Source organism: Xanthomonas sp. SS, from assembly GCF_014236835.1.
In the GTDB taxonomy this organism is placed as follows: Bacteria; Pseudomonadota; Gammaproteobacteria; order Xanthomonadales; family Xanthomonadaceae; genus Xanthomonas_A.
Window position 1 is genome coordinate 2461658 of record NZ_CP051190.1, and the last position, 21003, is coordinate 2482660.

A 21003-nucleotide genomic window follows, 5' to 3' on the forward strand; every position below is an offset into this window, starting at 1 on the left:
ACTGGACGCTCGCGCAGCAATCGCGGCCGCCTGTGGTCGCAGGGTGCGGGCATCCGAGCCCTGCATCACCGGAGCCACGCGATGCGGGTTCCGCAACGACGGACTGTGGGCCGCAGCGAATGCGCGGCGTTACGCGGCGGGAGAGTGGCTGGTTCCACAAAAAACTAACAAATGGCTCGCTATTTTGGGGTCGACTTCACCGCATCATCTGGCTTGAATGCGCACTCCGCTCGCAACCGAAGCAGACCGTCTGCTCTTGCAGAGCGTGACCGACTACGCGATCTACATGCTCGACCCGGAAGGCTTCATCCTCAGCTGGAACACCGGCGGCCGCCATATCAAGGGCTACGAAGAGGCCGAGATCGTCGGCCAGCACTTTTCCAGGTTCTACACGCCGCAGGACACCGCCGCCGGCTTGCCGCGCAAGGGGCTGGACGCGGCCAGGCGCGAAGGCCGCTACGAGGCCGAAGGCTGGCGGGTGCGCAAGGACGGTTCGCAGTTCCGTGCCAGCGTGGTCATCGATCCGGTCTGGAAGGACGGCATGCTGGTCGGCTATGCCAAGGTCACCCGCGACGTCACCGAGAAATTCAACGCCGCCGAAGACCTGCGCAAGGCCGAACGCGCCCTGGCGCAGGCGCAGAAGGTGCAGGCCATCGGCCGCCTGACGCTGGGCATCGCCCACGATTTCAACAATCTGCTGGCGGTCATCGTCGGCAGCCTGGACCTGCTGGCCAAGACCCAGCACGACGCGCGCAGTCAAGTGCTGATCGGGGCGGCGACCGCTGCGGCGGAGCGGGGCAGCAGGTTGTCGCAGCAGATGCTGGCCTTCGCCCGCGGGCAGGACCTGGTCCCCGAGCCCAACGACGTCAACGCGCTGATCGTCGAGGCCGCCGAGCTGTACCGACGCGTGGCCGGCGACGCCATTACCTGCGAGTTCGAGTTCGCCGATGCGTTGCCGACGGTGGTGGTCGACGCCAGCCAGTTCGAAGCGGCGCTGATGAATCTGGTCGCGAACGCGCGCGACGCGGTACTGCAGGGCCGGATCGTGATCTCCACGCGGCTGTGCCGCTCCGACCTGTCCCTGCACGCGGAAGCCAGGCCCGATCAGGACTACGTGTGCGTGGCGGTGCAGGACGATGGCCCGGGCATGTCCGAGGAGGTGCGGCTGCGCGCCATGGAGCCGTTCTTCACCACCAAGGATGTGGGCAATGGCAGCGGCCTGGGACTGAGCCAGGTGTTCGGATTCGCCGGCCAGTCCGGCGGGTTCGCCACCATCGAAAGCGGGCAGGGGCAGGGCGCCCTGGTCACCATGTACATTCCGGTTGCGACGACGCCATGAGCACGAGAAAGATCCTGTATGTCGAGGACGACGCGCTGCTGCGGATGGTGACGGTCCTGGCCCTGAAGGACGCTGGGTTCGACGTCCTCGAAGCGGCCAACGGAACCCAGGCGCAGGCGGAACTGGCCAGCGGGCGGTTCGACTGCGTGATCAGCGACATCAGCATGCCCGGCGGCGTCAGCGGCATCGAGGTCGTGCGCACCGCGCAGGCGATGAATCCGGCCTGCCTAACGATCCTGCTGTCCGGTTATGCGCTGTCGCAGCTGCCGCCCTTGCCGCCCACGGCGCGTTTCCTGTCCAAGCCGTATCGCATGCACGACCTGCTGGGGACGCTGGATCCAGAAGGCCACGCGTGACAGGCGCTCGCCGGACGTTCCGAGTCTTGGCGAACCGCAAACCGGCTCGGGCGGATCGGTTTCGCGACCAGGCCACAGGGGAGTATCGGGGCCTGGCCGTTGATCGACGGCGTTCGCGGCCCTGTTTTCCGCACTGCACGGCGCTGGCGGGGACTGGTCCGACACGGGCTGTGTCTACACAAAAGCATCACTTTGCCGAACGTAGTGTGCTTTGGTCTCACCGAACCGTGAGCGTTGCGCCGTGCCAAGGTGAGCGAGCGCCGGTCGCGGCATCCATGCAAGGCATGCTGGCGAAAGGAGGCTTCCGATGCGAGTTGCTGTGCGCGGCCCTTGCAAGACAGCGGCAACACCTTACCTTCGATCCACACGCAACCTTCAAGGACATCTATGACCGCCCACCGGCAATCCGATCACGCGTACGGCGACGACCCGCCGCGCATCTCGACCGGCAGTGCGGGTCTGGACAATATCCTCGGCGGCGGCGTCGATCCCAACCGCCTCTATCTCTACGAAGGCCGCCCTGGCACCGGCAAGACCACGATCGCCCTGCAGTTCCTGCTGGAAGGCGCGCGGCATGGCGAACGGGCGCTCTACATCACCTTGTCCGAGACCCAGCGCGAACTGAGCCTGGTGGCCTCCCGCCACGGCTGGAGCATGAACCAGATCGATGTGTTCGAACTGGTGCCGCCGGAGATCGTGCTGGATCCGGAGCGCGAGCTCACCGTGTTCCATCCGGCGGAAATGGAGCTGACCGAGACCACCAAGCTGATCTTCGACAAGGTCGAGCAGCTCAACCCGGCGCGGGTGGTGCTGGACAGCCTGTCCGAGCTGCGCCTGCTCGCGCAGAGTCCGTTGCGCTATCGCCGCCAGGTATTGGCGCTGAAGCATTTCTTCGCCAGCCGGCAGTGCACGGTGATCCTGCTCGACGACCTGTCCTCGCAGCAGAACGACCTGCAGTTGCACTCCATCACCCATGGCGTGGTGTTGCTGGAACAACTCGCCATCGACTACGGCGCCGAACGCCGGCGGCTGCGCGTGGTCAAGATGCGCGGCATCCAGTTCCGCGGCGGTTTCCACGACTTCACCATCGAGAAGGGCGGCCTGGAAATCTATCCGCGCCTGATCGCGAGCGATTACAAGCACCACCATATCGAGGAGGTCGTCCCAAGCGGCAATGCCGAACTGGACCGGCTGCTCGGTGGCGGGCTGGAGCGCGGCACCAATGCTTTGCTGTTGGGCGCGGCCGGCGTGGGCAAGTCCTCGCTGGCGCTGACCTATGCCATCGCCGCGGCCGAACGTGGCGAACACAGCGTGTTCTTCGCCTTCGACGAGGGGCGCAGCACCGTGGAGGCGCGCTCGCGCACGCTGGGCTTGCCGCTCGACGAAAAGCTCGACAACGGCCTGATCCGTTTCCAGCAGATCGACCCGGCGGAGATGTCGCCGGGCCAGTTCGCCGCCAACGTGCGCCGCAGCGTAGAAGTGGACCATGCGCGGGTGATCGTCATCGACAGCCTCAACGGCTATCTCAATGCGATGCCGGACGAGCGCTTCCTGATCCTGCAGATGCACGAGTTGCTCAGCTACCTGGGCCAGCAAGGCGTGCTGACCATCCTGGTCCTGGCGCAGCACGGTTTAGTCGGGCCAATGGAAACTCCGCTGGATCTCAGTTACCTCAGCGATTCGGTGCTGATGCTGCGCTATTTCGAGGTGGACGGCACGGTGCGCCGGGCGCTGTCGGTGGTGAAGAAGCGCAGCGGCAGCCACGAGAACACCATCCGCGAGTTCCGGCTCAGCAGCAAAGGACTGGACATCGGTCCGCCGATCACGCAGTTCAGCGCCATCTTCTCCGGAACGCCGCGCTACAGCGGAAACGATCTGCCGTTCACGAGCTCCGTCGCGCATGAGCAGCAGTGACGCCAGCGAAAGCCGGGTCCTGGTCTACGCGCCGATCGGGCGCGACGGCGGGGCCTCGGTGGAACTGCTGCGGCGTGGCGGTGTGGTGGCCTGCAACTGCGTAGATCTGGACAGCGTGGTACGCGAACTGAACATCGGTGCCGCTGCGGTGTTCATCGCCGAAGAAGGCCTGTTCGGGAAGGATGCGAGCGCGCTGTTCGCCTGGGCCGACGCGCAGCCGACGTGGTCCGATCTGCCGTTCGTGGTGCTGACCAGCCATCAGGAACAACCGTCCGTGGTGACCTGGCGGCGCAAGTTGGTGGCCTCGCTGCGCAACGTCGCCTTGCTCGAGCGGCCGGTGCAGGCCATCACCTTGACCAGCACCATCAAGGCCGCGCTGCGCGCCCGCACCCGTCAGTACGAAGTGCGCTCGCTGTTGCGCGAACAGGCCTCGGCGGCGCAGAAGCTGGAGGCGCAGGTGGTGGCGCGCACGCGCGAACTGGAGCAGGCCAATCGCCTGCTGCGCACGCAGATGGACGAGCGCGCGCGGGTCGAGGAAACCCTGCGCCACGCGCAGAAGATCGAGGCCATCGGGCAATTGACCGGTGGCGTCGCGCACGATTTCAACAATTTGCTGATGGTGATCTCCGGCGGCCTGGCGATGCTCGACACCCAGGCCGATCCGGGCGTGCGCAAGCGGCTGATGGATGGCATGCAGAAGGCCGCGCAGCGCGGCGCCGGGCTGACCCGGCAGCTGCTGGCGTTCTCGCGGCGGCAGGAGCTCAAGCCCGAGCCGGTCGACCTGACCCGGCAGATCGGCGGCATGCGCGAACTGCTGGACCGCAGCCTGCGCGGCGACGTGCACGTGGATTTCGATTTCGCCGACGGCCTGTGGCCGATCGAAGTGGATCCGGGCGAGCTGGAGCTGGTGGTGCTCAATCTGGCGGTCAATGCGCGCGATGCGATGCCCAATGGCGGCACCATCGTGGTGCGGGCGCAGAACGTGGCGGGCGCGGGCAAGACCGATCCGGACTTCATCCGCCTGTCGATCGTCGACACCGGCGTCGGCATGGCGCCGGAAGTGAAGGCGCGGGTGTTCGAACCGTTCTACACCACCAAGGACATCGGCAAGGGCTCGGGCCTGGGCCTGGCCCAGGTGCACGGGTTCGTGCAGCAATCCGGCGGCTCCATCCACATCGACAGCGAACTCGGGCAGGGCACCGCGATCCATCTGCTGCTGCCGCGCTCGTTCCGCGCGCCGGCGCCGGACGAGCGGCACCTGGTGGACCTGCAACAGGTGGCGCGCCGCGCCCCGGGCGAGGCCGGCTACGTGCTGCTGGTCGAGGACGACGACGAAGTCGCCGCCCTGGTCGGCGAAATGCTGCGCCAGCTGGGCTACCAGGTGACCCGCGTGGCCAGCGCGGCCGCGGCGCTGGGCGCGTTGGCCAACGAGCGCGTGGTGGACATCGTGTTCTCCGACATCATGATGCCCGGCGGCATGAACGGCCTGGAGCTGGTCCACGAGATCCGCATGCGGCGCCAGGAACTGCCGATCCTGCTCACCAGCGGCTACGCGGAAGCGGCGAAATCTGCGGCCGAGGCCGAAGGCGTGCAGATCCTGTCCAAACCCTACCGGCTGGACGAACTGGCCACGGCGTTGCAGCAGGTACGCGCCAATCCCGGCGCCCAGGACAAACCGGAAGCGGCGCCCCTGTATTCGTGAGTGCAGGCGCCGTTGGCACCGGCCAGCGCCTGCGCCGAATCGCCTCGGGCAGACGCGTCAGCGCGGTGCCTGAGTCTTTGCGCCGGCTCAGTGCAGCAAGGTATCGCCGAGCAGTTTCACGTTCAGCGCCACGATCAGCGCGGCGATGACCCACGACAGCCCGATCAGCCAGCGCGGCGCGACCAGCGCGCCCATCTTGCGTTTGTCGGCGACGAAGCGCACCAGCGGGATCACCGCGAACGGCAGCTGCATCGACAGCAGCACCTGGCTCAGCACCAGCAGCTTGGCGGTGCCTTGCTCGCCGTACAGCCAGGTCACCACCACCACCGGTACGATCGCCAGGCCGCGGGTCAGCAGGCGCCGCGCCCAGGCCGGGATGCGCAGGTGCAGGAAGCCTTCCATCACGATCTGCCCGGCCAGCGTCGCGGTCACCGTGGAGTTGATGCCCGAGGCCAGCAGCGCCACCGCGAACAGGGTCGAGGCCAGGCCGACGCCGAGCATCGGCGCCAGCAGCTCGTAGGCCTGCTCGATCTCCTCCACGTCGGTACGGCCGTGCGCATGGAACACTGCCGCGGCCAACACCAGGATCGCGGCGTTGACGAACAGCGCCAGGCTCAGCGCGATGGTGCTGTCGGCCAGCGCCCAGCGCAGCGCCGAGCGGCGGCCGTCGTCGCTGCGTTCGTAGGCGCGGGTCTGCACGATCGACGAATGCAGGTACAGGTTGTGCGGCATCACCGTCGCGCCGATGATGCCGATCGCCAGGTACAGCGCGGCCGGATTGGTCACCACTTCGGCACGCGGGATGAAGCCGGCCAGTACCTCGTGCAGCGGCGGCGCGGCCAGCACGATCTGCACCATGAAGCAGGCGAAGATCACCAGCAGCAGCGCGATCACGAACGCCTCCAGGGTGCGGAAGCCGCGCCGCATCAGGTACAGCACCAGCAGTGCGTCGATCGCGGTGATGATCGCGCCCAGGGTCAGCGGGATGCCGAACAGCAGCTTCAGCGCGATCGCGGTGCCGATCACCTCGGCCAGGTCGCAGGCCACGATCGCCGCCTCGCAGGCCAGCCACAGCAGGAAGTTGACCGGCTTGGAATAGTGCTCGCGGCAGGCCTGCGCCAGGTCGCGGCCGGTGGCGATGCCCAGCCGCGCCGCCAGCCCCTGCAGCACGATCGCCATCAGGTTCGACAGCAGGATCACCGACAGCAGCAGGTAGCCGAAGTGCGAGCCGCCAGCGATGTCGGTGGCCCAGTTGCCCGGATCCATGTAGCCCACCGAGACCATGTAGCCCGGCCCCAGGAAGGCCAGGAAGCGGCGCCAGCCGAGCCCGCCGCTGGGCACGGCGACGCTGCCGTTCATGCGCCCCAGGCTGCGCCGCGGCGGCTCGCTGGCCTGCGGCCAGGCGGCGTTGGAATCGGGCAGGGGCAGGGGATCGGCCATGGCGGAAACGTGCGTGGGAGGAGCGCGATCGAGTATATAGCACTTGCTATTCTAGTTAGCATTGGCAAATCGGATCGCTGCGATAGACGCGATTTCGGCCAGAATAGGCAGCTGCCGGCGTTCGCCGGCACCGGACAAGGGCGTTGCGATGCAGAAAAGCGGGAAGTTGACGGCACCGGGGGCGGTGCTGCTCGACGCCGAAGTGCAGGTCGAGAGCTTCCGCCAGGTGCGCGAGGCGCACCGCCTGGAGCTGATCGAGGACTATGTGGAGCTGATTTCCGACCTGCTGGCCGACGGCGGCGAGGCGCGGCAGGTGGACATCGCCGCGCGCCTGGGCGTGGCCCAGCCGACCGTGGCGAAGATGCTCAAGCGGCTGGTCAAGGGCGGCTGGGTAATCCAGCGGCCGTATCGCGGCGTATTCCTGACCCCCGAGGGCGAGGCGCTGGCGGCGGCCAGCCGGCAGCGCCACCAGACCGTGGAGCAGTTCCTGCTGGCGCTGGGCATCGACGAGGACATCGCGAGGCGCGACGCCGAGGGCATCGAGCACCATGTCAGCGAAGCCACGCTGGCGGTGTTCGCCGAGTTCGTGCGCAAGCACGCCGCGGCGCGATGAACGCCGACAGCGACACCGCCGCGCGCGACGAGCGCTGGATGCTGCACGCGCTGGCGCTGGCCGATCGCGCCGAGCGCGAGTTCGACGAGATTCCGGTCGGTGCGGTGCTGGTCTCGGCGCAGGACGAGGTGCTGGGCGAGGGCTGGAACCTCAACATCGCCGAGCACGATCCCAGCGCGCACGCCGAGATTGTGGCGCTGCGCCAGGCCGGGCGCAGGCTCGGCAACCACCGTCTGGTCGGCAGCACGCTGTACGTGACCCTGGAGCCGTGCGCGATGTGCGCGATGGCGGTGGTGCATGCGCGCGTGGCGCAGTTGGTGTTCGCGGCGGCCGATCCGAAGACCGGCGCCTGCGGCAGCGTGTTCGATCTGGTTGCCGATCCGCGCCACAACCACCGCGTGCAGGTGCGCGGCGGAGTGCTGGCGGCGCCGGCTGGGCTGCGCCTGACCAACTATTTTCGCGCCAAACGCGGCAAGCCGCTGCTCGGCGGTTGAACGCCGCGGCGCTGGCCAATGTGAAGCCGCCGGGTCACGCGCGGTATCATGCACGACCGATACGAAACCCCCGCGCCGGCAGCGCCGCCGCGAACGACTGGATGGTGATATGGCGGAACCGCACGTGGACAACGATCGTCTGATCTGGATCGATCTGGAAATGACCGGATTGGATACCGACAAGGATTCGATCATCGAGATCGCCACGGTGGTCACCGACAGCCAGCTCAACGTGCTGGCCGAGGGCCCGGAGTTCGCCATCGCGCATCCGCTGCAGACCCTGCAGGCGATGGACGAGTGGAACCGCAACCAGCATCGCCATTCCGGGCTGTGGCAGCGCGTGCTCGACAGCAAGACCACCCTGGGCCAGGCCGAGGCGCAGACCGTTTCATTCCTGGCGCAGTGGTGCAAGCCGGGTGCGTCGCCGATGTGCGGCAACTCGATCTGCCAGGACCGGCGCTTCCTGCACCGGCAGATGCCGCGGCTGGAGCGCTTCTTCCACTACCGCAACCTGGACGTGTCCACGCTGAAGGAACTGGCGCGGCGCTGGGCGCCATCGGTCGCCTCGGGACTGAACAAGACCTCTTCGCACACCGCGCTCAGCGACGTGCACGACTCGATCGACGAGCTGCGCTACTACCGCCCGTTCATGGGCGCATTGAGCGGGCAGGGCAACGGCGCACGCTGAGTCGCGCTGCGCGACACGCAGGCCGCGCCTGTCCGGCGCGGCCTCGCGCAATGATCTGCGTCAACGGGCCAGCGGCGGCCCTTGCTTGGTCTCGCCGTCGTCGGTCACGCCCTTCAGCAACAGCTCGGCGATCGGCCGCCCATCGGCGTCGTGGTGGTACACGTGCAGATCGCGCTGCGGATAGGGAATGCTGAGCCCGTTCTCCAGCAACTGGTTGCGGATGTTCTCCAGCGTGCTGCTCTTGGCCGCGCCGAAGTCGCCGTTCCTGGCGTAGGCGAACAGCATCAGGTCCACCGTGCTCTCGCCCAGGTTGGTGACCTGCACGAACGGCGCCGGCGTCTCCAGGATGTTCGGATTGTCCTGCGCGATCTGCAGCAGCAACTGCTGCGCCTTCTTCAGGTCGTCGCCATAGCCCACGCCCACCGTGATCTCCAGGCGCCGATTGGGCAGGGTGCTGTAGTTGACGATCGGCGCGGTGGTGATGGTGCTGTTGGGCAGGGTGATCATGCGCTCGTCGAAGCTGCGGATGCGGGTCTGGAAGATCCGGATCTCGTCGACGATGCCTTCCTGCCCGGCCACCACCACGTGGTCGCCATCGCGCATCGGCCGCAGCACGATCAGCATCACCCCCGAGGCGATGTTGGACAGCGAATCCTTCAGCGCCAGGCCGACCGCCAGGCCCGCCGCGCCGAGCACCGCGAACAGCGAGGTCGGCGGCACGCCGATCTTCTGCAGCGCGGTGACGAACACCAGTACCAGCAGCAAGGCATAGGCGACGTTGCGCAGGAAGTTGCTGAGCGTGGTCTCCACCCGCGCGCGGACCAGCGCGCGGTGCAGCCACTGGCTCAGGCGCTTGGCGATCCACATCCCGAGCACCAGGATGACCAGCGCCACGCCCCAGTTGAGCGCGTACTGCGCCCAATCGAGGTCTCGCCAGTTGAACGGTCGTCGCGTCTGCGCCGCCGGTGCGGTGGCTGTCGCCGCCGCGACCGCCGCCAGCAACGTTGCTGCCGTGCCCATCAGCCGGCGGCTTTCAGCTTGGCCAGGCGCAGCCAGGTATCGACCACGGTGTCGGGATTCAGCGACACCGACTCGATGCCTTCCTGCATCAGCCACTCGGCCAGATCAGGATGGTCCGATGGCCCCTGGCCGCAGATGCCGACGTACTTGCCCTTGGCGCGCGCGGCCTTGATCGCCATCGACAGCAGCTTCTTGACCGCGGCGTTGCGCTCGTCGAACAGGTGCGCCACGATCGACGAATCGCGATCCAGGCCCAGGGTCAGCTGGGTCAGGTCGTTGGAGCCGATCGAGAAGCCGTCGAAGATCTCCAGGAACTCGTCGGCCAGCAGCGCATTGGACGGCAGCTCGCACATCATGATGATCTTCAGGCCGTTCTCGCCCTGCTTGAGCCCGTTCTTCTCCAGCACCTCGATGACCTTGCGGCCTTCTTCCAGGGTGCGCACGAACGGGATCATCACCCACATGTTGTCCAGGCCCATCTCGTTGCGGACCTTGAGCACCGCCTTGCATTCCAGCGCGAACGCGGCCGAGAAGCTCGGATCGACATAGCGGCTGGCGCCGCGGAAGCCGATCATCGGGTTCTCTTCGTGCGGCTCGTAGTTGCTGCCGCCGATCAGGTTGGCGTACTCGTTGGACTTGAAGTCGGACAGGCGCACGATCACCGGGTTCGGCGCCACCGACGCGGTCAGCGTGGCGATGCCTTCGGCCAGGCGGTTGATGTAGAAGCTGACCGGGTCGGCGTAGCCGGCGATCTTCTCGTCGATCTTCTTCTTGGTCGCCGCGTCCTGCTTGGCGTATTCCAGCAGCGCATTGGGATGGATGCCGATGTGCGCGGCGATGATCATTTCCAGCCGCGCCAGGCCGATGCCGGCGTTGGGCAACTGGCCGAAGTCGAACGCGCGCTCCGGGTTGGCCACGTTCATCATGATCTTCAGCGGCGCCGGCGGCATGTTGCCCAGATCGGTGGTGGTGCGGTCGAACGGCAGCAGGTCGGCGTAGATGAAGCCGGTGTCGCCTTCGGCGCAGCTCACCGTCACCTCGCGGCCGTCCTCGATCAGTTCCATCGCGTTGCCGGTGCCGACCACTGCCGGCACGCCCAGCTCGCGGGCGATGATCGCCGCGTGGCAGGTGCGGCCGCCGCGGTTGGTGACGATCGCCGAGGCGCGCTTCATCACCGGCTCCCAATCCGGATCGGTCATGTCCGCGACCAGCACGTCGCCGGGCTGCACCCGGCTCATGTCGTCCAGGCTGCGCACCACGCGGGCGACGCCGGCGCCGATCTTCTGGCCGATGGCGCGGCCTTCGGCGATCACCGTGCCGCGCTGTTCCAGCGCGAAACGCTCGATCTGGGTGGCATGGCCGCGCGACTTCACCGTTTCCGGGCGCGCCTGCACGATGAACAGCTTGCCGCTGACGCCGTCCTTCGCCCACTCGATGTCCATCGGCCGCTGGTAGTGCTTCTCGATCACCAGCGCCTGCTTGGACAGTTCCTGCACGTCCTCGTCGCTGATCGAGAAGGTGTTGCGCAGCTCGGCGGGGGTGTCCTCGATACGCACGCGCTCGCCGGGCACGTCCGAATACACCATGCGGATCATCTTGCTGCCCAGCGAGCGGCGCAGGATCGCCGGCTTGCCGGCGGCGAGGGTGGGCTTGTAGACGTAGAACTCGTCGGGATTGACCGCGCCCTGCACGACCATTTCGCCGAGGCCGAAGCTCGAGGTAACGAACACCACGTCGCGGAAACCGGACTCGGTGTCGAGCGTGAACAGCACGCCGGCAGCGCCGACGCCGGAGCGCACCATCAACTGCACGCCGGCCGACAGGAACACGTCCTCGTGCTTGAAGCCGTGATGCACGCGATAGGCGATGGCGCGGTCGTTGTACAGGCTGGCGAAGACTTCCTTGACCTTGTGCAGCACGTCGTCGGCGCCGGTCACGTTGAGGAAGGTCTCCTGCTGGCCGGCGAAGCTGGCATCGGGCAGGTCTTCTGCCGTCGCAGACGAGCGCACTGCCACCGCGACGTCGCCGCCGCCGTTCTCTGCACACAGTTGCGCGTAAGCCTCGCGGATCGCCTGATCCAGCTCAGGCTGCAGCGGCGCATCGGTGACCCAGCCGCGGATTTCCTTGCCGGCCACGGTCAGCGCGCCGACGTCTTCCACGTCCAGCGTTGCCAGCTTGTCGAAGATGCGCTGATAGAGATTGTTGTGGGCGACGAACGCCTTGAACGCTTCGGCGGTGGTGGCGAAGCCGCCGGGTACCGAGACTCCCAAACCCGCCAGGTTGCCGATCATTTCGCCGAGGGAGGAGTTCTTGCCGCCGACGCGGGCCAGGTCGGTCAGGCGCAACTCGTGCAACCAAAGGATGTTCTCGTTCAAGCGCGATGCTCCGTTGGGCCATCGCCCGAGGCGGGCAGAGTGGCCGCGTCCGTGGGGGAAGAAGCCGATATCATGCAGTGCGCACCCGAGTCGGCACAAGCGCGGCCGGGGGCATCCGTTGGGTTTCAGCAAGGAGAATCCAGGCAATGTCGACGATCCGACCGGTGTTCTACGTGTCCGATGGAACCGGTATCACCGCTGAAACCATTGGGCATAGCCTGCTCACCCAGTTCAGCGGTTTCAGCTTCGTCACCGACCGCATGTCGTTCGTAGACGATCCGGAAAAAGCGCGCGAGGCGGCGCAGCGCATCCATGCCGCGGGCGAGCGTTATCAGGTGCGGCCGATCGTGGTCAATTCCTGCGTCGATCCGCAGCTGAGCATGCTGCTGTCGGAAAGCGGGGCCTTGATGCTCGACGTGTTCGCGCCGTTCATCGAGCCGCTGGAGCGCGAGTTGAACGCGCCGCGGCATTCGCGGGTGGGGCAGGCGCACGGCCTGGTCGATTTCGAGACCTACCACCGGCGTATCAACGCGATGAACTTCGCGCTGACCCACGACGACGGCATCGCGATCAACTACGACGAGGCCGACCTGATTCTGGTCGCCGTCTCGCGCGCCGGCAAGACGCCGACCTGCATCTACCTGGCGCTGCACTACGGCGTGCGTGCGGCCAACTATCCGCTGACCGAGGAGGATCTGGAGCACGACCGGTTGCCGCCGCGCTTGCGTCCGTATCGCAGCAAGCTGTTCGGGCTAACCATCGATCCGGATCGGCTGCAGCAGATCCGCCAGGAACGGCGGCCGAATTCGCGCTATTCCAACCTGGAGACGTGCCGCCGCGAAGTGTCCGCGGCCGAGACCATGTTCAGGATGGAGCGGATCCCGACCCTGAGCACCACGCATACCTCGATCGAGGAGATTTCCAGCAAGGTGCTGGCGACGCTGGGGCTGCAGCGCGAGATGTTCTGAGCGCGGCAGCGTGGATCGTGGCGCCTGCGTGAAATCGGCCCATCTGTGAGGCGATCGCGCCTCGGTGCCGAGACTTCCAAGGTAGGCCGGCGCGGGCGATCCGTCAATGCTGCCGCGGCGGCGTTGCAGCGTGTAGCATCGGCTCCATGCAACACGCCCTGACCCGCAGCGAACGCATCCCCCGGCTGAGCCGATTCGGCTGGCTGATGGGGCTGTACGCCGAGAACTTCGTGCACCTGAACCGGCTGTTCGTGCCGTCCGACCTGGCCGTGGGCAGCTACCTGTCCTCGATCGGCGACGGCCTGGACCTGCGCCTGGACGTGATCGAGCACCACCGCTACACGGTGGAGTTGCGCATCACCTACGACCTGTGCGACCCGCTCACCGGCGAGCCGGATCCGTCGGCCTACGTGCGCCTGTACCGCGATGCGCGCCAGGCCGAGACCACGCATTGCTATGTCGGCCGCCGCTGGCAGGACGTGATGGGGCTGTATCCGCCGCCGGCGGAACTGATCAGTCACCGCATGCGCATGAACACCTTCCTCAGCAAATGGCTGGAATACCTGGCCGAGCGGGGCCATGGCGTGGCCACGCTGAAGCCGGCCGGGCCGCTGCGGCGCCCGGCCGAGGACACGGCGGCGCCCGCGCCCTGATCGTTGGCCGCGGCGGATGCGGCATACTGCGCGCCCGCCGACTCGCCCGCCTGCCGCATGCCTTACACCCCGATCGTCGCCACGCTGGGCTACGTGCTGTCGCCCGACCGCTCCAAGGTGCTGCTGATCCATCGCAATGCGCGGCCCGGCGACCACCACCTGGGCAAGTACAACGGCCTGGGCGGCAAGGTCGAGGCCGATGAGGACGTGCTGGATGGCATGCGCCGCGAAATCCGCGAAGAAGCCGGCATCGAATGCGATGCGCTGCAACTGCGCGGCACGATCAGCTGGCCCGGGTTCGGCAAGCATGGCGAGGACTGGCTGGGCTTTTTGTTCCTGATCAGCGCCTACAGCGGCGAACCGTTTACCGAGAACGCCGAGGGCACATTGGCCTGGGTGCCGGTGGCGGAGATGGACGCGCTGCCGCTGTGGGAGGGCGACCGCCACTTCCTGCCGCTGGTGTTCGACGGCGATCCGCGCCCGTTCCACGGAGTGATGCCGTACCGCGACGGGCGCATGCTGTCGTGGCGCTATTCGCGGGTCTGAGCGGCATCGCGCCTGCGCCGCGCTTGTCCACAGCGGCTGTGGATCGATCCTGCACAAGCCTGTGGGCAAGCGTGGCAAGTCGCTGAAACTGCTGTCCGATTTTTGTGTGTGGCGAAAATTTCGCCAGTACCGGCTGCGCTTCTCCACAGCGGGTGTGGATGGAACCGGCCAAACGCTGTGGATAAGACTTCGAGCGCGTTGTAGCGCAGTGCCTGTCACCAGGCTGGCGAAAAATTCGCCAGCATCGATTGCGGTTCCTGCCGGCGCCCGTCTTGCCGGAACGCGGCGCGCCGCTACTGCGCGGTCCAGCCGCCGTCGATGGCGATGGTCTGCGCGGTGATGTTGCGCGCCGCCGGCGAGGCCAGGAACGCGACGCAGCCGGCCAGTTCGTCGTAGTCGATGAACACGCCCTTGGGCATCGGCTTGAGCATCACCTGCGCGATCACATCGGCTTCGGAAATGCCGCGGGTGCGCGCCTGGTCGGCGATCTGCTTGTCCACCAGCGGGGTTTTCACGTAGCTGGGGCACAGCGTGTTGATGGTGATGTCGGTGTCGGCGGTTTCCAGCGCCACGGCCTTGGAGAACCCGACCAGGCCATGCTTGGCGGCGACGTAGGCGCTCTTGTACGGGCTGGCGACCAGCGAATGGATGCTGCCGATGTTGACGATGCGGCCGAAGCCGCGCGCACGCATGCCCGGCAGCACGGCCTGGGTCAGGCGCGCCACGCCGGTCAGCATCACCTCGATCAACAGGCCCCACTTGGCCATCGGGAAGTCCTGCAGCGGCGCCACGTGCTGCAGCCCGGCGTTGTTGACCAGCACGTCCAGCGGCCGCGAGATCGCCGCCAGCGCCGCGCCGATGCTGGCCTCGCTGGCCACGTCCAGCGCCACCGCCTCGACCGAGCCGCCGGCTTCGCGCAGCTGTGCGGCTACCGCCGCGGCCGCGTCCGCATCCAGGTCGCTGACGACGATGTGGCGGCCGCCGGCGGCCAGTTCGCGGGCGATGCCGGCGCCGATGCCGCTGGCGGCACCGGTGATCAGGACGGTCTGCATGGGAAGCACCTGTCGGAAGGGGAGGTGCGCAGCGTAGCAGCGCCGGGCGAGGGCGCCATGGCACCGGTCCTCGCCAGTGCGGTGGCGCCACGCTACCCTGTGCCGGTCGCACTCTTCTCACGCCGGATCCGCCACGCTATGCCGATGAAACGCCACTTTTCGATGCTGCGCGAATTCCAGTTGGCCGACTGGTTCACCCTGGCCAATGCCTTCTGCGGCACCGGCGCGGTGTTCGCGTCGATGCGCTTCCTGCAGGAGGGCCGGCGCAGCGACCTGCTGATCGGCATGGCGCTGATTCCGCTGGCGTTCGTGTTCGATGCGCTGGACGGGCGCGTGGCGCGCTGGCGCAAGTCCTCGTCCACGCTCGGCCGCGAACTGGATTCGCTGGCCGACGTGATCTCCTTCGGCGTCGCCCCGGCGGCGCTGGCCTATGCCTGCGGCATGCAGGGCGGCTGGGACTGGCTGGTGCTGAGTTTCTTCGTGTGCTGCGGGGTCAGCCGCCTGGCGCGCTACAACGTCACCGCCGAGCAGCTGGCCGGCGACGGCGACAAGGTGCCGTATTTCGAAGGCACGCCGATCCCGAGCAGCCTGGCGCTGGTGATCGTGCTCGCGGTGGCCGCGCACCTGGGCCATCTCGGCGATGCGCTGTGGTGGGGCCAATGGCGGCTGGGACCGTGGCTGCTGCACCCGCTGGTGCTGCTGTTCGCGCTGTCCGGTTCGCTGATGATCAGCAAGACCCTGCGCATTCCCAAGCCTTGAGCGGCGGCAGGTTGCTATCATCCCCGTCTGACCTGGGAGGGTGGCGATGAAGGCTAGCGGCGGCAGCGGTGCCGGCGATTTCGAAGCGTTGGCGCGGCAGTACTGGGGCGCGTGGAGCGACGCGTTGCGCCAGGGCGGCGGCGCGGCTGCGCAAGCGCCCGCCGACGGTGCCGGCCACGGTTCGTGGCGCGAGGCGATCGACACCTGGGCGCAGTGGTTGCCGCGCGGCACCGGGGCGCAGGCCGAAGATGCGGTGTCGCAGCTGCAGCAGCAGGCCGGCGAGTGGTTCGGCGCGATGCAGCAGGTGGCCGCGCAGTTCGCCGGGCGCGATGCCAGCAGTGCCGACGTGGCCGACGCCTGGAAGCAGCAGGTGCAGGGCCAGCGCGAGCAGATGCTGCAATGGCTGCTCGGCACCGCGCGTGGTGCCGGCCAGGCCGGCGTGGATCCCTGGCTGCAGCAGGCGGCGCAATGGCTGCAGGGCTGGCAGCGCGACAGCGGGCCGTGGCTGCAGATGCCGGGCTTCGGTCCGGGCCGCAACCACCACGCGCGCTGGCGCGCGCTGGCCAAGGCGCAGCAGGACTACCAGGCGCAGTTGCAGGCCTACATGGGCCAGTTGCAGGGTGCGATCGATCGCGCCTTCGGCGTGTTCGAGGCCAAGCTGCGCGAGCACGAGGATCCGGGCCGCCAGCTGACCAACGCGCGGGCGATGTTCGACCTGTGGATCGATGCCGCCGAAGAGGCCTACGCCGCGTCCGCGTTGTCGGAAGAATTCCGCGAGGTCTACGCCGGCTTCGCCAATGCGCAGATGCGCCTGCGTGCGCTGCTGCAACGCGAGACCGAGCAGCTGTGCGAACAATTGGGCCTGCCCACCCGCACCGAGCTGGATGCGGCGCATCGGCATATCGCCGATCTGGAGCGGCGGCTGCGCCGGTTGGAGCGGGGTGCTGCGCCGACCGCTGCGGCGGCGCCTTCGGAACCGACCGCAAGCGGCAAGGCCGCACCGCGGCCGCCGTCGCGATCCAGGCCTGCGGCCGCTGCGGCGTCCAAGGCGACTGGCGCGAGGAGCAAAGCCGCTTCCAAGCCGTCCGCTGCGCGTTCTGCTGCCACGCCCAAGCCGCCGGTCCAGTCCAAGCCTGTCGCGAAGCCAAAGCCCAAGCTTGGTGTGAAATCCAGGCCTGCCGCGAAACCCAAGCCCGCTGCGGCCAAGCCGGCACGTGCCAAGCCGGCTGCGGCGCCGCGTAGGAGCCGCGCATGAAAGGGCCGTTGAGCTTCAGCAGCGACGACCTGCTGCAGGAAACGCTGGAGCTGCAGCGCAAGCTCATGGAAGGGCTGCGCGTGCTGCCGGGGCTGGACGAAGTGCAGTACGGCGTCACCGAGCGGCAGGAAGTGTGGCGCGACGGCAAGGTGGTGCTGTACCGCTTCGTCGGCGAGCGGCCGCCCACCGCGAAGGTGCCGCTGCTGATCGTGTATGCGCTGGTCAACCGCCCGTACATGGTCGACCTGCAGGCGGACCGCTCGCTGGTCAAGGGCCTGCTGGCGCTGGGCGAGGACGTGTACGTGCTGGACTGGGGCTATCCCGACCGTTCCGAGCGCTACCTGACCCTGGAAGACTATCTGCTGCGCTACATCGACGGCGCGGTCGATCACCTGCGCGACGCCGCTGGCGGTGCACCGATCAACGTGCTCGGCATCTGCCAGGGCGGCACCTTCTCGCTGTGCTATGCGGCGCTGCAACCGCACAAGGTCCGCAACCTGGTGACGATGGTGACGCCGGTGGATTTCCATACCTCGGACAACATGCTGTCCAACTGGGCGCGGCAGGTGGACGTGGACCTGTTCGTGGACACGCTGGGCAACGTGCCGGCGGACCTGATGAACGCCAGTTACCTGATGCTCAAACCGTTCCGGCTGAACCTGCAGAAGTACGTCGGGCTGCTGGACATCCTCGACGATCCGCGCGCTCTGGAAGATTTCCTGCGCATGGAAAAGTGGATCTTCGATTCGCCCGACCTGGCCGGCGAGACCTTCCGCGAGTTCGTCAAGCAGTTCTACCAGGACAACGCGCTGATGCATGGCCGCGCGCGCATCGGCGAGCACGCGGTGGACCTGGCCAAGCTCGCCATGCCGGTGCTCAACATCTACGCCGAACAGGACCACCTGGTGCCGCCGGACGCCTCGCGTGCGCTGCGCGGCTTGGTCGGCAGCGACGACTATGCCGAACTCAGTTTCCGCGGCGGCCACATCGGCATCTACGTGTCCGGCCGCGCGCAGCGCGAAGTGCCGGCGGCGCTGCATCGCTGGCTGGCAGAGCGCGATGGCGGCGAGTGAGCGCGTGATGCGGCGCGCCGTGCGATTCCCGCGACGGCTCGGTGTGCGCTTGCTGGCGTTCGGCCTGGCCTGCGTCTGCACGGTCGCCGCTGCCGCGCCATCGCCAGTCGCCGAGCGCGAAATCGCCGCGCTGCTGGCGGCCTTGCAGGCCTCGCCGTGCCGGTTCAAGCGCAACGGCAGCTGGTATCCGGCGGCGGAAGCCAGGGCGCATCTGCAGCGCAAGTACGACTACCTGCGCAAGCGCGACCTGGCCGCCAGCGCGGAGCAATTCATCGAGCGTGGCGCCACCCGCAGCAGTAGCAGCGGGAAGGCCTACCGGGTGGCCTGTCCGGGCCAGCCCGAGCAGGACGCGGCGACCTGGTTCGCGCAGCAACTGGCTGCGCTGCGCCGTCACGCCGTGTCCGCGGCGCCGCGCCCAGACTGAGCGCGCCTTCGCTGCAGGAGCCGCCGCCATGTCCCAGTCCACCCCTACGCTGTCGCGCTCGCTCAACGACCGCATGCTCGCCGGCGTGATCGGCGGCATCGCGCACCGCTTCGGCTGGAGCGCGACGCTGTTGCGCGTGGTCTACGTGGTCGGTTCGATCGCCTCGGCCGCGTTTCCCGGCATCCTGGTCTATCTGATCCTGTGGCTGCTGATTCCCAACGAAGCCGATTGACCTGGCCGGCGCTGGCCGCGCTGCGCCTGGCCTGTTTCGCGCTGGGCGCGCTGTGGACCTCGCCCAATACGCTGCTCGGCCTGATCGCCGGATGCGCCGGCATGCCGTTCGGCGCACGCGCGCGGATCAGCCGGCGCGAGCTGGCGCTGGTGTTCGACCGCTTCCCCTGGGGACCGCGCGGGGCGTTGACGCTCGGCAACGTGATCCTGGTCAGTGCCGACGACCTGGACGTGGCGTGCGCCACCTACGAACATGCCGCCGGCCGCTGCCAGCATCCCAATGTGCGGTTGGGCGACCACGAGCGCGCCCACGTGCTGCAATACCTGCTGCTCGGTCCCTTGTTTCTGCCGGTGTACTTCGTTTGCGGCGGGGTCGGCGTGCGCAATCCGCTGGAGCGCGCCGCCGACCGCTATGCCTTGCACGGCCACGGCTGGTGGCCATGGCGGCGCTGACGCTCAGTCCAGCCGCGCGAAACCGAACAGTTGCTTCAATGGATGCGCGCGGCGCTCGATCTGCGCGCGCAGCAGGGCGGCGCCGAGCATGCTGTAGGTGATGCCGTTGCCGCCGTAGGCCATCGCGAACTGCATGCGCGGCCCGTGCTGCGGGTGCGGGCCGAAGAACGGCAGGCCGTCGGCGGTCTCGGCGAAGGTGCCGGCCCAGGCGAAGGTCGGCTGCAACTGCAGGCCCGGCATCGCCTTGGCGATCTTGCGGCACAGCTTGCGCGCCTTGCTGTCCACGCGCGCGTCGCGGCGCATCGGGATGTCGACGCTGTCGTCCTCGCCGCCGGCGACGATGCGGCCGTTGCCGGTGCTGCGCAGGTACAGATAGGGGCGCGCGCTTTCCCACACCATGGTGTCCTTCAGCACGCCGAGCTGGGCGTCGTCCAGCGGATCGCTGACGAAGGCGTAGCTGCTACGGTTCCTGGCCACGCGCTGGTCCAGCCAGCCCTGGCTGGCATAGCCGGCCGCCATCACCACGTGGCCGGCGCGCACCTGCGCGCCCTGGTCGGTACGCAGGATGGCGCCGCGGCCGTTCACCTGGATGTCGGCGATGCGGGTGCGATCGTAGACGCCGGCACCGCGCTTGTGCGCGCGGCCGAGCAGGCGGTAGGTGAGGCGATAAGGATCGACCCGCGCGGCCTGGTGGCTGAGGATCGCGCCGTGCGCCTCGACCCCGTACCCGGCGCGCAACGCCTGCGCGTCCAGCCATTCCACGTCCAGGCCGTGGCGCGCGCGCAGCTGCAGTTCCTGCTGCAGCACGCGCACGTGGCGACGGCGGCTGGCGTAGTACAGGCTGTCGTTCCAGCCGAAGTCGACGTCGCGCAGCGGCCGTGCCAGCGCACGCAACTGCTCCAGCGCCTGCGCGCAGGAGCGGTAGGCGAGGGCGGCGGCGTCTTCGCCATAGCGCTTGGCCAGGTCGAGCATGTGCGTGTCGATCTCGTACTGCAGCAGCGCGGTGCTGGCCGCGGTACTGCCCCAGCCGATGTCGCGTTGCTCCAGCACCGCGACATCATGGCCATGCGCGACCAGTTCGTCGGCGATCAGGGCCGCGGTGATGCCGCCGCCGACGATCGCCACGTCGCAGCGCAGGTCGCTGCGCAACTGCGGAAAGCTCTGCATCAGGCCATTGCGCACCGACCAGAAGGGATAGCCGCTCTTGAGATCCATACATGCCGGTCGCCGTGGAGGTGCGCGACTAATGCCTAGATCCGGTTAAGCCGGCGTGAGGCAGGCGTAAGTCATTTGCGGGCAAACAGCCGCGATTAACCTGCGTGGAGAGCGCCCTCACGACGCGCTGTGTAGGCTGCGCCCCAGTTCCACGAATTCCCAGCAGAGGAAGCGTCATGTCGGTCGTTCTGTATATCGGTGGCAGCAAGGATGGCCAGAAGGGCGTGATGCCCTATGGCTTCAGCAAATCGATGAAAGAGACCGACAAGGGGCCGGAGATCTATGTCGAGCGCGTGCTCGCGCTGAGCGATCGTCGGGTCCGGATCATGGCGCTGGAATCGCTGCAGGACGAGATCGTCGTGGAACGCTTGCACCAGTATTATTCGCGTTGACACCGGCATGCGAACCCCGGTGTGGTCGCCCGCCTAGCCGG

General features: G+C 67.8%; 22 protein-coding genes. 17 read left to right on the forward strand and 5 right to left on the reverse strand.

The window, feature by feature from the left end; all coding sequences use genetic code 11:
- Positions 1–217 precede the first annotated feature (217 nt).
- The 4 genes from HEP74_RS10135 (at position 218) to HEP74_RS10150 (ending at position 5311) form a co-directional block, all read left to right on the forward strand.
- The gene (locus HEP74_RS10135) at positions 218–1339 is read left to right on the forward strand and encodes a PAS domain-containing hybrid sensor histidine kinase/response regulator family protein (protein ID WP_185816326.1); all 1122 of its coding nucleotides are present in this window, start codon (positions 218–220) and stop codon (positions 1337–1339) included.
- The gene (locus HEP74_RS10140; protein WP_185816327.1) at positions 1336–1695 is read left to right on the forward strand and encodes a response regulator; all 360 of its coding nucleotides are present in this window, start codon (positions 1336–1338) and stop codon (positions 1693–1695) included. The genes HEP74_RS10135 and HEP74_RS10140 overlap by 4 nt, the downstream gene beginning before the upstream one ends.
- A 387-nt stretch (positions 1696–2082) precedes the next feature.
- A complete protein-coding gene (locus HEP74_RS10145; protein WP_185816328.1) occupies positions 2083–3609 on the forward strand; it encodes an ATPase domain-containing protein in 1527 nt (508 codons plus the stop codon).
- Positions 3596–5311 carry a response regulator gene (locus HEP74_RS10150; protein WP_185816329.1) on the forward strand — a complete coding sequence of 572 codons (1716 nt, stop codon included), beginning with the start codon at positions 3596–3598 and terminating at the stop codon, positions 5309–5311. The genes HEP74_RS10145 and HEP74_RS10150 overlap by 14 nt, the downstream gene beginning before the upstream one ends.
- Positions 5312–5398: 87 nt before the next feature.
- Here HEP74_RS10150 and HEP74_RS10155 read toward each other — a convergent pair whose 3' ends face one another.
- A complete protein-coding gene (locus HEP74_RS10155) occupies positions 5399–6751 on the reverse strand; it encodes an Nramp family divalent metal transporter (RefSeq protein ID WP_276568374.1) in 1353 nt (450 codons plus the stop codon).
- Between the two features lie 148 nt (positions 6752–6899).
- On the opposite strand from HEP74_RS10155, the gene mntR reads away from it, so the two are divergent.
- The 3 genes from mntR (at position 6900) to orn (ending at position 8546) form a co-directional block, all read left to right on the forward strand.
- Positions 6900–7364, forward strand: coding sequence for a manganese-binding transcriptional regulator MntR (gene mntR / locus HEP74_RS10160; RefSeq protein ID WP_185816330.1), 465 nt, complete (start codon positions 6900–6902; stop codon positions 7362–7364).
- Entirely contained in the window at positions 7361–7858 is a 498-nt protein-coding gene (gene tadA, locus HEP74_RS10165) for a tRNA adenosine(34) deaminase TadA (RefSeq protein ID WP_185816331.1), read from the forward strand. The genes mntR and tadA overlap by 4 nt, the downstream gene beginning before the upstream one ends.
- A 109-nt stretch (positions 7859–7967) precedes the next feature.
- Positions 7968–8546, forward strand: coding sequence for an oligoribonuclease (orn, locus tag HEP74_RS10170; RefSeq protein ID WP_185816332.1), 579 nt, complete (start codon positions 7968–7970; stop codon positions 8544–8546).
- A 60-nt stretch (positions 8547–8606) separates the two neighbouring features.
- Here orn and HEP74_RS10175 read toward each other — a convergent pair whose 3' ends face one another.
- Together HEP74_RS10175 and ppsA are read right to left on the reverse strand one after the other, a co-directional pair.
- Positions 8607–9566, reverse strand: coding sequence for a mechanosensitive ion channel family protein (locus HEP74_RS10175; protein WP_185816333.1), 960 nt, complete (start codon positions 9564–9566; stop codon positions 8607–8609).
- Positions 9566–11941 (reverse strand): phosphoenolpyruvate synthase, encoded by a 2376-nt coding sequence (ppsA, locus tag HEP74_RS10180; protein WP_185816334.1) that lies wholly within the window; start codon positions 11939–11941, stop codon positions 9566–9568. The genes HEP74_RS10175 and ppsA overlap by 1 nt, the downstream gene beginning before the upstream one ends.
- Positions 11942–12087: 146 nt before the next feature.
- Here ppsA and ppsR point away from each other — a divergent pair, with 146 nt between their 5' ends.
- The 3 genes from ppsR (at position 12088) to HEP74_RS10195 (ending at position 14108) form a co-directional block, all read left to right on the forward strand.
- On the forward strand, positions 12088–12909 hold the full coding sequence (gene ppsR, locus HEP74_RS10185; RefSeq protein ID WP_039009881.1) for a phosphoenolpyruvate synthetase regulatory kinase/phosphorylase PpsR: 822 nt from the start codon (positions 12088–12090) through the stop codon (positions 12907–12909).
- Positions 12910–13055: 146 nt separating this feature from the next.
- Positions 13056–13562 (forward strand): DUF1249 domain-containing protein, encoded by a 507-nt coding sequence (locus tag HEP74_RS10190; protein ID WP_185816335.1) that lies wholly within the window; start codon positions 13056–13058, stop codon positions 13560–13562.
- Positions 13563–13619: 57 nt separating this feature from the next.
- Complete coding sequence (locus tag HEP74_RS10195) at positions 13620–14108, forward strand: NUDIX hydrolase (protein ID WP_185816336.1); 489 nt, start codon at positions 13620–13622, stop codon at positions 14106–14108.
- A gap of 293 nt (positions 14109–14401) precedes the next feature.
- Here the strand turns inward: HEP74_RS10195 and HEP74_RS10200 are convergent, their stop codons facing one another.
- A complete protein-coding gene (locus tag HEP74_RS10200; RefSeq protein WP_185816337.1) occupies positions 14402–15160 on the reverse strand; it encodes a 3-hydroxybutyrate dehydrogenase in 759 nt (252 codons plus the stop codon).
- Positions 15161–15304: 144 nt separating this feature from the next.
- Here HEP74_RS10200 and HEP74_RS10205 point away from each other — a divergent pair, with 144 nt between their 5' ends.
- The 6 genes from HEP74_RS10205 to HEP74_RS10230 are packed head-to-tail and all read left to right on the forward strand — an operon-like array spanning position 15305 to position 19355.
- A complete protein-coding gene (locus HEP74_RS10205) occupies positions 15305–15919 on the forward strand; it encodes a CDP-alcohol phosphatidyltransferase family protein (protein WP_185816338.1) in 615 nt (204 codons plus the stop codon).
- Positions 15920–15965: 46 nt separating this feature from the next.
- Complete coding sequence (gene phaE / locus HEP74_RS10210) at positions 15966–17174, forward strand: class III poly(R)-hydroxyalkanoic acid synthase subunit PhaE (protein ID WP_185816339.1); 1209 nt, start codon at positions 15966–15968, stop codon at positions 17172–17174.
- Positions 17171–18247, forward strand: a complete 1077-nt coding sequence (locus tag HEP74_RS10215; RefSeq protein WP_185816340.1) for a class III poly(R)-hydroxyalkanoic acid synthase subunit PhaC — start codon at positions 17171–17173, stop codon at positions 18245–18247. The genes phaE and HEP74_RS10215 overlap by 4 nt, the downstream gene beginning before the upstream one ends.
- 19 nt (positions 18248–18266) lie before the next feature.
- Positions 18267–18671, forward strand: a complete 405-nt coding sequence (locus HEP74_RS10220; protein WP_524540781.1) for a DUF5329 family protein — start codon at positions 18267–18269, stop codon at positions 18669–18671.
- A 28-nt stretch (positions 18672–18699) separates the two neighbouring features.
- Positions 18700–18903 carry a PspC domain-containing protein gene (locus HEP74_RS10225; protein WP_179564868.1) on the forward strand — a complete coding sequence of 68 codons (204 nt, stop codon included), beginning with the start codon at positions 18700–18702 and terminating at the stop codon, positions 18901–18903.
- Positions 18900–19355 (forward strand): hypothetical protein, encoded by a 456-nt coding sequence (locus HEP74_RS10230; RefSeq protein WP_185816342.1) that lies wholly within the window; start codon positions 18900–18902, stop codon positions 19353–19355. Before HEP74_RS10225 ends, HEP74_RS10230 begins: the two co-directional genes overlap by 4 nt.
- A gap of 3 nt (positions 19356–19358) precedes the next feature.
- Here HEP74_RS10230 and HEP74_RS10235 read toward each other — a convergent pair whose 3' ends face one another.
- Positions 19359–20570: an NAD(P)/FAD-dependent oxidoreductase gene (locus HEP74_RS10235; protein ID WP_185816343.1), complete on the reverse strand. Its 1212-nt coding sequence runs from the start codon at positions 20568–20570 to the stop codon at positions 19359–19361.
- Between the two features lie 176 nt (positions 20571–20746).
- Between HEP74_RS10235 and HEP74_RS10240 the strand changes: the two genes are divergently transcribed.
- Positions 20747–20962 carry a hypothetical protein gene (locus HEP74_RS10240; protein WP_185816344.1) on the forward strand — a complete coding sequence of 72 codons (216 nt, stop codon included), beginning with the start codon at positions 20747–20749 and terminating at the stop codon, positions 20960–20962.
- Positions 20963–21003: the final 41 nt, after the last annotated feature.